General features: G+C 60.7%; 11 protein-coding genes. 4 read left to right on the top strand and 7 right to left on the bottom strand.

Annotation, left to right across the window (positions count from 1 at the left end):
- Nucleotides 1-132: 132 nt before the first annotated feature.
- Nucleotides 133-822: a haloacid dehalogenase type II gene (locus tag FJ949_RS23290; protein WP_140499555.1), complete on the bottom strand. Its 690-nt coding sequence runs from the start codon at nucleotides 820-822 to the stop codon at nucleotides 133-135.
- A gap of 321 nt (nucleotides 823-1,143) precedes the next feature.
- On the opposite strand from FJ949_RS23290, the gene FJ949_RS23285 reads away from it, so the two are divergent.
- Nucleotides 1,144-1,983, top strand: coding sequence for a GNAT family N-acetyltransferase (locus FJ949_RS23285; RefSeq protein ID WP_140499553.1), 840 nt, complete (start codon nucleotides 1,144-1,146; stop codon nucleotides 1,981-1,983).
- 13 nt (nucleotides 1,984-1,996) lie between these two features.
- A complete protein-coding gene (locus tag FJ949_RS23280) occupies nucleotides 1,997-3,373 on the top strand; it encodes an aspartate aminotransferase family protein (protein ID WP_140499551.1) in 1,377 nt (458 codons plus the stop codon).
- Nucleotides 3,374-3,546: 173 nt separating this feature from the next.
- On the opposite strand, the gene FJ949_RS23275 is transcribed toward FJ949_RS23280, so the two are convergent.
- From FJ949_RS23275 to FJ949_RS23245, 6 genes are all read right to left on the bottom strand, one after another.
- The gene (locus FJ949_RS23275) at nucleotides 3,547-4,023 is read right to left on the bottom strand and encodes an Lrp/AsnC family transcriptional regulator (RefSeq protein ID WP_140499549.1); all 477 of its coding nucleotides are present in this window, start codon (nucleotides 4,021-4,023) and stop codon (nucleotides 3,547-3,549) included.
- Nucleotides 4,024-4,033: 10 nt separating this feature from the next.
- Nucleotides 4,034-5,107 carry a tartrate dehydrogenase gene (locus FJ949_RS23270; RefSeq protein ID WP_140499547.1) on the bottom strand — a complete coding sequence of 358 codons (1,074 nt, stop codon included), beginning with the start codon at nucleotides 5,105-5,107 and terminating at the stop codon, nucleotides 4,034-4,036.
- An 80-nt stretch (nucleotides 5,108-5,187) separates the two neighbouring features.
- Nucleotides 5,188-6,513, bottom strand: a complete 1,326-nt coding sequence (locus tag FJ949_RS23265) for an FAD-binding oxidoreductase (protein ID WP_140499545.1) — start codon at nucleotides 6,511-6,513, stop codon at nucleotides 5,188-5,190.
- Nucleotides 6,514-7,307: 794 nt separating this feature from the next.
- Nucleotides 7,308-8,372, bottom strand: a complete 1,065-nt coding sequence (locus FJ949_RS23255; RefSeq protein WP_140499543.1) for a cupin domain-containing protein — start codon at nucleotides 8,370-8,372, stop codon at nucleotides 7,308-7,310.
- 21 nt (nucleotides 8,373-8,393) lie between these two features.
- Nucleotides 8,394-9,386 (bottom strand): 4-hydroxythreonine-4-phosphate dehydrogenase PdxA, encoded by a 993-nt coding sequence (pdxA, locus tag FJ949_RS23250; protein ID WP_140499541.1) that lies wholly within the window; start codon nucleotides 9,384-9,386, stop codon nucleotides 8,394-8,396.
- Complete coding sequence (locus FJ949_RS23245) at nucleotides 9,383-10,429, bottom strand: four-carbon acid sugar kinase family protein (protein WP_140499539.1); 1,047 nt, start codon at nucleotides 10,427-10,429, stop codon at nucleotides 9,383-9,385. The genes pdxA and FJ949_RS23245 overlap by 4 nt, the downstream gene beginning before the upstream one ends.
- A gap of 73 nt (nucleotides 10,430-10,502) precedes the next feature.
- Between FJ949_RS23245 and FJ949_RS23240 the strand changes: the two genes are divergently transcribed.
- Nucleotides 10,503-11,390, top strand: a complete 888-nt coding sequence (locus tag FJ949_RS23240; RefSeq protein ID WP_140499537.1) for a LysR family transcriptional regulator — start codon at nucleotides 10,503-10,505, stop codon at nucleotides 11,388-11,390.
- Between the two features lie 791 nt (nucleotides 11,391-12,181).
- Nucleotides 12,182-13,846: an ABC transporter ATP-binding protein gene (locus FJ949_RS23235; protein ID WP_140499535.1), complete on the top strand. Its 1,665-nt coding sequence runs from the start codon at nucleotides 12,182-12,184 to the stop codon at nucleotides 13,844-13,846.
- Nucleotides 13,847-13,860: the final 14 nt, after the last annotated feature.

The raw sequence follows: 13,860 nt of genomic DNA, 5'->3' as shown, positions 1-13,860 counted from the left end.
CCTGCAGCTTCCAAAGTGTTGGAACAACAAGAAAGGGGCGGTGAAAACCGCCCCTTTCTCCGTATTGCGACCAGTGATCATTAACGTGGTGGGAGGGTATCAGCCTGGCGCGACTGCACTAACAACAGACGTTCAGGCGAATTCACGAACGGGCTCCAGCCCGACGGCGCCGGCCAGACCGCCGATGTCCTTGATCTCGGTGTATTCGTAGAAGGGGTTCGCGGGCTCGTGGCCGCGATTCACCCAGACCTTGCTCTTGATGCCAAGATCATAGGCGGTCATGAGATCGTAGCGGAACGAGGACGACACATGCGTAACGGCTTCCGGGCCGCAGCCGAGCTTGTCGAACATATACTCGAAGCCCTTCATATGCGGCTTGTAGGCGCCGGTCTCCTCGGCCGTGATGACCATGTGGAAAGGTGCGCCGAGTTTCTCCACGTTCGACATGATCAGGCTCTTCATGGAGTTCGACAGGATCACCAGCGGAATCTCCTTGGCGACCTTGGCCAGCCCCGCCGGTACATCCGGGTGCGGACCCCATGTCGGGATTTCCGCATAGATGCGCTGGGCGTCCTCAGGCCGGAACGTCACATTGTTGCGCTTGCAGGCGCGCTCCACGGAATTGTGCACGACCTCGCTGTAGGGCTTCCAGGCGCCAAGAACCTCATCGAGACGATAGGCCGAGAAGTCCTTGATGAACTGCGCCATCACGGTTGCGGATAGTCGCGCGCCATAAACGCGTCGCGCCGCGCCGGCCATGTCGAAGTTGGTCAGCGTGCCGTAGCAGTCGAAAATGATATATTTCGGTCTGAACTGGGTCATGGGCGTCGATCCTTCCAATCTTTCGGCACTGCGTGCCTTTAACAGCGAGGATCATAATGAGAGCCGAACAAGACGAGTCGCCGCATTCGATGCGCCCCGAAGCAGATTGTTTCGTATCGCGGTAGAGCCTTGGCAGAGAGTTGCGCCCGAGACCGTTTCGGTCTGCGAGGGGAGCGCGATCGGCCCGCTGTCCGTCCGCATAACATGCGGCGCCGGCGGCAAAGGAAAGTCAAAACACCTATCGCTCAGCTCCTGGTCGGAAGGAACTGCTGTCTGCGGCAGCCTACCTTGAGCTCAGAGAATTCAGGCCCGGACTGAACCATGACCACGCAGCAAATTACGCTGGAAACGATGACATTCGCGCATCTGAGGGATGCTGTCGAATTATCACGTCATGTTGGATGGCCGCACCGTCGTGAAGACTGGGAACTGATGCAATCGCTCAGCCAAGGCGTCGTTGTCCAGGAGGAAGGACGCGTGGTGGGGACGATCTTGATGACGCCCTATGGCGACGATGCCGCCACCGTCAACATGGTCATTGTCGATGCCGCAATGCGTGGTCGCGGGCTCGGTCGCAAGCTGATGGAGGAGGCGCTTGCCAAGGCAGGCGGGCGCACCTGCTATTTGGTGGCGACGCAGGAAGGGCTCGCGCTCTACGAGAAGCTGGGATTCGTCGCGACCGGCAAGATCGTGCAACACCAGGGCCTGGCGCCGTCTGTAGACGCACCGGCACATGTGTCATGGGGCAAGGACAGCGACCACGCGCGCCTTGTTGCTCTGGATCGCGCGGCGTTTGGTCATGACCGGTCGGCGCTCATGCGCTCGTTGCGCGAGCGCGCGAAGTTCGCCGTCGTTCGCAATGAAGGCAATGTTCAGGCGTTTGCCGCAGTTCGTCGGTTTGGCCGAGGGCTGGTGATTGGGCCGGTGGTGGGGAGGAAGCTTCACGAAGCGAGATGCCTGATCGACTTCCTGCTGGCCGACAGTGCGGGCGAGTTTGTCCGTATCGACACCGACGAATCCACGGCTCTCGGCGAGTGGCTCACCCGTCGCGGGCTGGCCCACGTCGGCGGTGGCATCACGATGCGACGAACCGCAGACGAGCCGAAGGTCGAAATCAGGTCACACCAAACTTATGCGCTCGTTAGTCAGGCGCTAGGCTGAATCGGAGGAAGAAATGCTGGCCAACTCATTGATCGAACTCGATCGTGCACATCTGGTTCACCCATTTTCAAGCTATCGGAGCCATGAAGAAACGGGCGTGCGGGTGCTCAAATCCGCCAAGGGCGCAACGGTGACCGAGGCAAGCGGGAAAACCTTGCTGGACGGGTTCGCGGGTCTCTGGTGTGTCAACATCGGATACGGGCAAGAAAGCGTCGTCGAAGCAGCGGCGAAGCAGCTAAGAGAGCTTCCTTATGCGACAGGATATTTCGGGCTAGGATCTGAGCCCGCCATTCGTCTCGCAGCGCGCCTTGCCGAACTGGCGCCTGGCGATCTGAACCATGTCTATTTCACGCTGGGCGGTTCCGACGCGATTGACAGCACGATCCGTTTCGTTCGCTATTACTACCATGCCAAGGGGACGCCGCGAAAAGACCAGTTTATCTCGGTCGAGTATGGCTACCATGGATCCTCTACGGTTGGCGCAGGTCTGACCGCGCTTCCGGCTTTCCATGCTGGCTTCGGCGTGCCTTACGACTGGCAGCACAAGATACCTTCGCACTACGCCTATCGCAATCCGGTCGGTTCCGACCCGCAGGCGATCATCAACGCATCGGTCGCGGCACTGCGGGACAAGATCGCCGCACTGGGTGCTGATCGCGTCGCGGCTTTCTACGCCGAACCCATCCAGGGTTCGGGCGGTGTCCTGGTTCCACCGGCAGGCTGGCTGAAGGCACTGCACGCCGTGTGCAAAGAACACGACGTCTTGTTCGTTGCCGACGAAGTCATCACCGCCTTCGGCCGCACCGGGCCCCTGTTCGCATGTGAGGAAGACGAGGTCGTGCCGGATTTGATGACCACGGCAAAAGGACTGACGTCGGGCTACGTGCCGATGGGCGCCGTCTTCATGACCGACCATGTTTACAATACGATCGCGGACGGGGCCGGCAAAACGGCTGTCGGCCACGGCTATACCTACTCAGCCCATCCGGTGAGCGCGGCGGTCGGGCTGGAATGCCTGCGTCTCTATGAAGATGGCTTGCTCGAGAACGGCCGGAAGGCCGGGAGGCGCCTGATGAAGGGCCTCCGCTCGCTCGCCGATCACCCGCTGGTTGGCGATATTCGCGGTCGCGGCATGCTGGCCGCGGTCGAACTGGTGACCGACAAGGCGCGCAAAACGCCGCTGCCGGCGGCGGCAGATCCGGGACGCCGCATCTTCGACCGCGCTTGGGAGAATGGCCTTGTCATTCGCGCCTTCAACAGCGGCATTCTCGGCTTTGCACCACCGCTCTGCTGCACGGACGACGAAATCGATGGTATCCTGGAACGCACCCGGATGACGCTGGATCAAACCCTCGAAGACAAGGATGTGCGGGCGGCGATGAAGGGCTGATCCTCGCCATCGCCGGAGCTCCCCCGTCCAGGCGGCAGACGCCGAGCGGGGACGAAGCAAACCCTCAGGGTGGTGCCGCACTCCGCCAGGTGCCAAGCAAGTTGCAGCTATGGGACCTCAGCAGAAGAAAACACCGGCGCGCGCTCCAGGTGTTCAGACCGCGGAGCGGCTTTTCATTTGTCGAAAATGACATCGAGAGGCAAATGGGATTTTACGATCGGTGACTTCAGCACGACGAAGCTGAAATATTTGTCGATCCCGATATCCAGTTCGAGCATGCGCTCCATGATCGTCTGATACTCGCTTATGCCCGCTGTGACGAACTTCACAAGATAATCATACCCGCCCGAAATCAGATGGCATTCGATGACGGAATCCACTTTCTGAACGGCTGTGAGAAACCTCGCGAAGTCGTTTTGTTGATGGTGCTTGAGCGTGACCTCGGTGAAGATCGTTAGAGTCTGTCCGAGCTTGGACACATCGATCTGGGCGGAATAGCCGGTAATGAAGCCTTCCGCCTGAAGCTTTTTCACCCGCATCAGGCAAGGGCTCGGCGAGAGGTTGACCAGGTCGGCAAGCTCGACGTTGGTGACCCGCCCGTTCTTTTGCAGTTGGGATAAGATCTTGATGTCGATCTTGTCGAGCTTCATCGCAAACCTGTCACACGTTCGAACTGCGGATCGTCCGGCAGACGGCGTCCGTCACGTCCTGCGTGGTCGCTGTGCCACCCACGTCCGGCGTCAGCACGCCCTCACTGGTCACTGTTTCCACTGCGCTCATCAACCGGACGGAGGCTGCGCTTTCGCCCAGATGTTCGAGCATCTGGGCAGCGGTCCAGAAGGTGGCGACCGGGTTGGCAATACCTTTGCCGGCGATGTCGAAGGCCGATCCGTGAATTGGCTCGAACATCGAGGGATAGCGCCGCTCGGGATCAATGTTGGCGGTCGGTGCAACGCCGAGACTGCCCGCCAGCGCGCCCGCAAGGTCCGACAAAATGTCGGCGTGAAGATTGGTGGCGACGATCGTATCGAGGCTGCGAGGTTTGAGTGTCATACGCACCGTCATAGCATCAACCAGCATCTTGTCCCACGAGACGTCAGGGAACTCTTGCGCCACCTCGGCTGCGATTTCATCCCACATTACCATGCCGTGACGCTGCGCGTTGGATTTCGTAACCACAGTCAGGAGCTTTCGCGGCCGTGACCGCGCCAGCCGGAATGCATAGAGCATGATGCGCGTGACCCCGACGCGCGTGAAGATCGCGACTTCGGTTCCGACCTCCTCTGGGAGGCCGCGGTGGGCACGGCCGCCATGGCCGGAATACTCACCCTCTGAATTCTCCCGCACGATCACCCAATCCAGATCGCCGGGGCCAACGCCCGCCAGCGGCGAAACGATGCCCGGCAATATCCTGGTCGGCCGCACATTCGCGTATTGATCAAAGCCTTGGCAGATCGGCAGCCGGAGACCCCAAAGCGTGATGTCGTCGGGCACATCGGGAGCGCCGACCGCACCAAAGAAGATGGCATCGAAGCGCTTCAGTTGCGCCACTCCATCTTCGGGCATCATCCGGCCATTGGCCTTGTAGTAGTCCGAGCCCCAGTCGAAGTGCTGGACGCGCAGCTTGAAGTCGCCGCAGCGCTGCTGCAGCGCCTCAAGCGCCTGGAGACCGGCGGCGATCACCTCCGGGCCGATCCCGTCGGCAGGAATGGCGGCAATCTCGTATTCGCGCATCGTCACTTCCCTGTTTTCAGCACGGCTGCTCGCAGCCTTAATCTCGTGTGCGACCGATTGTTACCTGTAAGTTGATCTTCTCAGAATTCAGCGACCTTGCCCCACGCAGCGGTCTTCAGGCGTTCGGGCCTATAAGGACGCGGGTCGACAATAGGCTCGCTGCCTGTAATGATGTCGGCGATCATATGCCCCGCGCCGGGGCCAATGCCGAAGCCGTGACCACTGAATCCCGCCGCCAGGATGAAGCCCGGAATCCCCTCCACTTCACCGATCGCGGGAATGCCGTCGGGTGTACTGTCGATATAGCCCGCCCAGGCATCGGAGATTGCGACGCGCTGGAGTTCGGGGATCAATTCACAGGCTCTTCGATATGTCAGTCGAATCTGTCCCATGTCGGGCTTCGGGTCGAGAATCCGGTTCCGTTCCATTGGCGTAATATCGTCAAGGCCCCATTTGCGCAGGCTTTCATGGCCTTGGCGCCAGCCCTCGAAGGCGCCCGGGGCGAGATTGCGCCAGCGGCGGGCGAACATCGGGATAAACTCGCGGCTGAACCTGAACTGCTGCGGCGTTGGATCGACGCGAGCCCGCCCGCTGATAGCCAGCGTGTATCCACCGTTGCTGCGCCGCGTCAGCGAGACGCTCGCTGTATGCAGGGCATCGGGCAGGCCGCTTGCGCCTGGCGCCACGGCTAGAATGGATTGACGCACGGCAGCTTGCGGGAAGCGCATACCAAGCTGGTTGCAGAAGGAGGAAGCCCACGCGCCTCCGGACATGACCGCGGTCTTCGTACGGATGGTTCCCGCTTCCGTAACGACGCCACTGACCCTGCCAGCGCTCAACTCCAGCCCGCGCGCCGCGCAATGCTGATGGACGGTACCGCCGGCCGCCATGGTACCGCGGGCGGCAACCGGCACTGCCTTGGACGGATCCGCCGTTCCGTCAGTCGGTGAGAAAACGCCGCCCTTCCACTTGCGTCCGGTCACCTTGCCCTTCTCGGTGGCTTCCTCCGCGCTCAGCACATGCGTCGTAACGCCCACTGTCCCGGCGAAGTCACGCCACTTCGCCCAGCCCGCCAGCTCATTTTCGTCTTGTGAGAGATAGAGGAGCCCGCACCGGCGAAATCCAGTGTTCTCGCCAGTCTCCTGTGCCACCTTCTCCCAGAGATCGAGGCTCTTGGTCGCCATCGGCAGCTCGCGCGCATCACGGTTCTGCTGGCGGCACCAGCCCCAGTTTCGACTGGACTGCTCGGCGGCCACCCGCCCTTTCTCGACCAGGGCGACGCTGAAGCCGCGGCGTGCGAGATAATACGCCGTGAACACGCCCACGACGCCGCCGCCGATCACGACGACGTCCGCCTCGCGGGGCAGGGAAGGGCTGCACTCGATGTGCATTAGCGGCGCGGGCATCTACGGGACTCCGGTTACTCTGAAGCATTCTAACCCGCGCCGAGAATAGACAGGCTGCGGAGTTGTGTGCCTGGACGGAATATCCTGCGGTTAGTGAGCCTTAGGACATGCAAATTATTGCGTGAAAAGCTCGCTGGCGTCCCACCTCACACAGGGGAGGTAGGCTGAAGCCTCAAAGCCATCTCGTGTGAAGGGGCGTCGATTGCGTAAGCGGCCTATGGGGTCGAATCCCACGTGCCCGCATGGCAATCCGCGCCGTCGCTGGAGAAGACGTTGTCGCTGCGGCATTGCGGGGCCGGGCCAAGCAAGGCCTCGGCCGGTAGCGAAGCAGACGGCTTGATGTCGGCGTCGGCGAACAGTTGGACAAGGCCGGGCTTCGTCGGTTTGTCGCAAGCGGCTGCGCAGAACGAAAACCGCACGCCTGATCCGCTCTGGATCCGAAGCGCGGTGCCACATCCGATGACAACGCCGCTTGCGGCCCGAGCACCAGCGGGCCGTCCCGGTCGCCGTGGGGATCAGCTCTCCTTCCACCACGACGATGGTTTCGATGTGGGGGAAGCTTGCGACTTCGAGCTCACCAATAAAGCTGGTTCGGCCCACGATCATCGAGTCCGGTCCTTCCCAGGCGATTTCGCGATGCCCCACCAAGGGGTCGTCCTTGCCGAACGCTGCCCTGCGGAAAGAGCTTGCAACGGGTGCGCCGTCGGCGCGATGCAGCACTATAGCCACGGTCATGATTGCTCTTGCGCCTTGCGTCATGATTTCACTGAAACCTAGCAGTCGGTTCCGTCGTGCTAAGCAGTCAACTGAGATCGCTCAGAGTGTGCGAGATCAGTTCCCGCGGGTGGGTAGCAGGGTAGAGCGGTTGACGTTGCCAGCAACACTTCACATCCTTCCTCGCCCAAGGCCACCGCACTGTGCTCAACGCCATATGGAACGACGATGAACTCTCCGGGTTCGATGATCTCTTCACGGTCACGAAATTTCATGAGCAGGCGTCCCCGGTGAACGAAGAACAGCTGATCGTCGTGCTGCCGAAATGACCAGTTAGAGCTTCCCTTGAACAGGGCGACCTGGATTTGCATGTTGTTGACATGCACCTCGACTTTAGGCTCCCAAGGCGCGTGCAGCCCGGCAAACTCAATTGACAAATTCTTCTTGTGAATTGGCGAAAGGTGCTTGTTCAGGGCAGCGACGTCGCGAATGATCGCGGTGAGTTGGCTTGGTAGGTCATTCCCATTGGCCGGGTACTTGCCATCCAAAGCCGCAGTCCCAATCGTAAAACCAGCTGCGCCTGCGCTTTGGACGACTGCGATTCGTTCAGGGGTGTCGATCGAACCTGCAATGTAGACAGGCTTGGTGACCGCAGCGCAGACAGCCTTCATCAACTCGGGCACGTTCTGCGCCGAACGGTATGCCAGCAGGTCCAGGCCATGCACTCCATCGCGCCCTGCAATCGTCTTGGCACTTTCGACAATTTCGTCGATGGCGCCTTCAAGCACGCTCGGATGACCGGCAATCCGACCCGGAAACGGGAAGTACTGGATGCCGGTGTCCCTGAGGATCGGCAGCACATCGTCGACCCGCGTGCCACCAAGAAGAACGTCAACGCCGATTGCGGCAGCTGCCTTTGCCGAAGCAATTTCGCTTTCGCGGTCCAGTGACACGACTTCCAGATAGGAAGTTGCACCGCCCGTCCTGATGGCTGCATTGAGGCCTTTCAGCTGCTCGATCGGCACGCCGATGTCCTTGAACCCGATGTGCCGCACGCCAAAGCTGAGCGCGGTTTGAAGTTGCTGCGACGCGTCCGGAACCGTGCGGTCATTGCGCGTAAGCATGAAGATAAAGCGTAACCCCATCGATGGTGGTTCCTTTCGAATCTAGTTCGTTTTGGTTCGCGCCGCTACCAGCCGCTTGGCGTAGGCAAGCGCCGTTTCCAAGCTGGCCTGGTCTGCAATCCCCCGGCCCGCGATGTCGAAGGCCGTGCCATGATCTGGGCTGGTGCGGACGAACGGCAGGCCAAGCGTGATGTTCACGCCCTTTTCCAGCCCGAGATACTTCACAGGGATCAGCCCTTGATCGTGGTATTGTGCCACCACAACATCGAATCGGCCTTGACGTGCTTGCATGAAGACGGTGTCGCCCGGATAAGGGCCAGTGGCGTCGATGCCCTCGGCTCGGGCCGCGTCGATTGCAGGTTGTATGATCCGGATTTCCTCGTCCCCGAAGAGGCCGCCTTCACCTGCGTGCGGATTGAGACCTGCTACGGCGACACGCGGGATCGCGAAGCCGAGAGCTTTTCCACCGTCGTGGGCGAGCCGAATGGCGGATAGCTGAGCGTCGAAATCGCCCTGTTCGATCGCCTTGCTCAGCGACGTGTGGATCGTGACGAGCACCGTGCGGATGTCATCGTTCGCAAGCATCATCGCCACGCGCTTGGCGCCGCCGTAGTCGGCCAGAATTTCGGTATGGCCGGGGTAGCGGATTCCCGCGCTGGCCATCGCCTCTTTATTGATCGGGGCCGTGACGATGCCGCTCACTTGTCCGGACTTCGCTGCTGCGATCGCTGCAACGATGGCGTCGAAGGCCGCCTGCCCGGAGATCGCGCTGATACGCCCGATTGGTGGGGACCCGGTAATGCGGGTGGTTTCGATAACTTCAATTCGCCGCGGCTCGAATTGAGCTGCATCGGCAGCGTTGATGCGTCGCACCTCGATGTTCAACCCGAGCCGGCGTACAATATCCTGCATGACAACATAGCTGCCGAACACGACGACGCGTTCGCCGCCCTTCGCAAGCACCTTCGCCACGATCTCCGGTCCAATGCCGGAGGCGTCGCCCATCGTGAGAGCAAGCGGGGGAATGTTCTTCATTGGGTTGCTCCACGTATCCGCGCGACGGCGCGCGTCAGGGCGTCGTCACTGCCAAAGCCACCGGCCTTCATCGCGAACAGGAGCGAGCGCCCATCGCCAAGCCTGGCGAGACCAAGTGGGAATCCGGGATCGAGTTCTTGCAGGATCTCGAACTCACGGACGTTGAGAAGATCCAGGATCGCGTCCATCGTGTCGCCGCCGGTGGCGATCAAAGCGCCGAAGCGTGGGCTTTGAAGCTCTTGCGCTGCGTCTTGTGCGATACGGCGCAGCACCGCTGCCGAGTCCGCCTCGCGCGCCCTTGGTCCGCGCAGCAGCATCACGCCCCTGACCTCCTGGAGTTGGTCTGCCTGCTGATGACTGCGCAAATTTGCGCTCCCAATGACGACCAAGACATCGCTACTGATGCCATCGAGCAATGGCGGTGGGGTCTTCGCTTGCACAAAACGCCGCGATAGGGCTGCAGCCATTCCGGGAGAACCAACCCAAAGGACCGACTCTGGATCCTCGATGGAAGCAATCTGCGAATCGAGTTCTTCCTGCGTTTCTGCATCAAGCAGCCTGACATTCTTGATGCAGTTGGGGACCAGGTCGACTAGCGCGGAATGCCGCACGGGATGCACGGGGTCATGGCTATACGCACTTTCCGACACCGGGATGCCGTCAACGAACTGAATGCCCCTCACTGTCGTACGTCCGGCCTGGGGGAACGCCGGCGCGAAGAGCAGCGATTTGCGGCCGCTCGCCGCAAAACATGCTTCAAGCTCCTCCGTTATGTGGCCGCGTAGAGTGGAGTCCACCGTTTTATAGAGCACGGCACGGCTGGCAAGTCGTGCGGTCAATCGAGCGACCGCCTCGAACGCTTGCGACGAAGTAGCAGACCGCGAACCGCTATCGACTGCGATTACCGCTGCCGCTTGGTTCGGAAGCTGGCGTCTGCCGATCGATGCAGTCAAGCCGCGGGCGACGAAAGGTGCTGCGCCATCTGCCGCGCTGGTGAGGTCATCGGCGAGGACCGCTATGCTGGGTTGATGATGGGTGCGCATGCATCAATTAACAAAACGTCGCCAAGTATGAATAGCGATAGTTTCTGACGAAATCGGTGATAGATTGTCACTGATGGATCGCTCGGACATACCTTCGCTCGACGACCTGCGAGCGTTCGAAGCAACAGCGCGGCTGGGTTCGGTCCGGCTTGCAGCAGACTCGCTTGCGCTCACGCACGGCGCCGTGAGTCGCCGTATCACCAAACTCGCCCATGACATCGGGGTCAGGTTGTTTGAAAAGAATGGGCGAGGCCTGCGGCTCACCCCGGCTGGCGAGACACTCAACCTGACTCTCGGGAAGTTCTTCGGTGAGTTGGCCACCACAGTGCAAAGCCTGCGTACCGCCAATGCCGGGAAGAATGCCCTTGTGCTCTCCTGCGAGCCTTCAGTTGCCATGCGTTGGCTTATTCCGCGCCTGGCGGCGCTTCAAGTGGCGCATCCGAACATGGCCCTCCACCTCTCCGTGGGTGGTGGGCTTGTGGAATTTCGCAAGAAACAGGTCGATCTCGCTATTCGACGGCTGGACTTCGCTGTGCCCGAGACATGGAACGTCCGGACCCTTTTCCCCGAAACGGTTGGGCCCGTTATGAGGCCGGAAGTGGTGCCAGCGTTCGAACGTGGCGACTATCTCGCTCTCGGGTCGAAGACTCGACCTGACGCGTGGGCGCAATGGCTGAAGACCCATCCGTCGGCGCGTCGACCCACAGAAATGCGATACTACGACAATCACGCGCTGATCGTCGAGGCAGCGTCCGCAGGCTTGGGTGTAGCCCTCAGTCCGCTCGTACTCGCGGTTGACGATGTGGAACGAGGAAGCCTGGCGGCGCCTGCTGGCTTTGACCCCGACGGCAGTCAATATGGGTTGATATGGTTGGGGTCGAGTGAACTGCAAGGTGTGGAGTTTGAACTCGCAGAGTGGCTCCAAGCGCAGTTCAGCGGCCTGAGCCCCCAGCACCTTTGAAAGAGCGCCCTGCGAGCTTCGCCTAGCTGAATGTGGTCGACCGGCATCGAAAAGCAGCAACCGAGCATTGATAGGCCGGGTAGAGTTTCTCGATGAGCGGCACAGTTTGCCGTGCTTGGTTCCGCACTACCATTTTACAGGCATCCTGATGAGGCATCGCATGGGCGCATCACGGGCTTCGTACAGGTGACGCCGGTTACTACCTACCTTCAACGCCTGGATGGGTGCCAATCCATTTCAAATGCGGAAAATCCCGGCGCGGCGGATCGTGCAAATTCCTGTGACAAGGAATGCCGTGCCCGCCTTGGACAGGTCGGCACGGCGGCTGGCCTCATTGCTCATTCATTTTTGGGGCAATCACTCTCAGACTCTCACCTATCCCACGCTATCATCATCAGGCCAAACAGAGTGAAATGCCAATTCGGACGCTCTTTTCAGAAGTTCGTGCTGCTCGCGGGCCAAGTTTCGATGACTCTGCGGAAACAGAACAGTCAAACTGGCTGAAAGAACGGAGCCAACCTCTTTATGGCGGGCAGGCTCCAGAGGACATCCGATAAGGCACAGTTTGCCCCATCGGTGAGTTCTCCAAGAAAAGGGAACACAGTTCGGTACACGGCCGGATTTTCATAAGGGAGTGGCCTGGATGAGCAGAACCCGTCTCTCGCGGCCTCAGCGTGCGAAGCGTCGAGATGCCCAGGCTACGGCTGTTGCGGTGAGGCGCTTCTGCTCAAAGGGCGATGATGCGGTCCGCAACAGCGTGGACCCGCTCGGTTGAAGGGGATCTGATCCAGATGGTCGCAAGCATCCAGGCTGTTGCCCCCCATGACATAGCGCTTTCGGTGCGCGATCTGACCGTAAGCCTGCCGGCCGGGATGGAGCGGGTCCATGCGGTCGAGAATATCTCGTTCGATCTGAAACGCGGCCAGATCCTCTGCATCATAGGCGAGTCCGGATCAGGCAAGTCGGTCACGGCGAACGCGATCATGGGGCTCCTGCCCAAGGTGATCCGCCTCTCATCGGGTTCAATACAGTTGGAGGGGATGAACATCATCGGCATGTCGCCCGACAAGCTGCGCAACCTGCGTGGTCGGGTCGTGTCGATGATCTTTCAGGATCCGCTCTCGGCGCTCAATCCCCTGATGACCGTGGGCGCGCAGATTGACGAGGTCATGGCCGCGCATGGATACGGCACGCCAAAAACCTGCCGCGACCGCGCCATCGAGCTGCTCACTGAAGTGGGCCTGCCTGACCCCGAACTCATGTATCATCAGTACCCTTTCCGGCTTTCGGGCGGGCAGCGACAGCGCGTCATGATCGCCATGGCCTTGGCGCTCGAGCCGACGGTGCTGATCGCCGATGAGCCAACCACTGCGCTCGACGTGACCACCCAGGCACAGATTCTGGAGTTGATCCGCGACATTCAGCGCCGCAAGGGCATGAGCGTGATGTTCATCACCCACGATTTTGGCGTGGTGGCGGAGATCGCCGACAGCGTCGTGGTGATGGAAAAAGGTCACATCGTCGAGCAGGGCAGCGCCGAGCAGGTGCTGAAGTCGCCCAAGCATCCCTATACGCAGCGCCTGATCGCGGCCGTACCGCATCTGACCGGCGAAGATCGCCCTCGTGCGGAAGCCGCCAGCAAGGAACCGATCCTGAAAGTCGAAGGTCTGGTGAAGACCTATCGTGGCGGCAGCGCGCTATTCGGAGCGCAGCGGATTGTGATGGCGGTGAACGAGGTTTCGTTCGAACTGGCGCAAGGCCGCACCCTGGGCGTCGTAGGCGAGAGCGGTTCAGGAAAATCCTCGCTGGGCCGGCTTCTGATCAAATTGCTGGACAGCGACGGCGGCGAGATTTTGTTCGAGGGATCTGACATCGCCAAGCTTTCCGAAGCGAAGTTCCGCCCACTTCGACCGCGGATCCAGATGATCTTCCAGGATCCCTTCGCGTCTCTGAACCCACGCTCAACGGTCGGCCATATCATCACGGTCGGTCCGGTGGCACACGGAATGCCTTACGCCCAAGCGCGCGAGGAAGCGCGGGCGCTCCTGGCCCATGTCGGTCTCGATGTCGGCGCCTTCGGCCGCTATCCGCACGAGTTCTCGGGTGGGCAACGCCAGCGCATAGGCATCGCGCGCGCGCTGATGTTCAAACCGAAGCTGCTCATTGCCGATGAGGCGGTTTCCGCGCTCGACGTGTCGATCCAGGCGCAGATCCTGCAGCTTCTGGACCAGATCCAGCGCGAGACTGGCGTATCGATGGTCTTCATCACGCACGACCTGCGAGTCGCCAGCCAAATCTGCGATGAAATCGCCGTGATGCAGAAGGGCCGGATCGTCGAGCGCGGACCGCCCTCGCAGATATTCCTGAACCCGCAAGCAGCCTACACGCGCCAACTCGTGGCGGCGATTCCGGGGGAGCGGCCAGGCAATGCCCGTCCCATTGCAGCAAACGCATGAAAAATAACAAGAGA

The organism is Mesorhizobium sp. B2-4-1, from assembly GCF_006442185.1.
GTDB lineage: Bacteria > Pseudomonadota > Alphaproteobacteria > Rhizobiales > Rhizobiaceae > Mesorhizobium.
The sequence above is the reverse complement of the archived record's forward strand: the minus strand, read 5'-3'. Positions and strand labels throughout refer to the sequence as shown.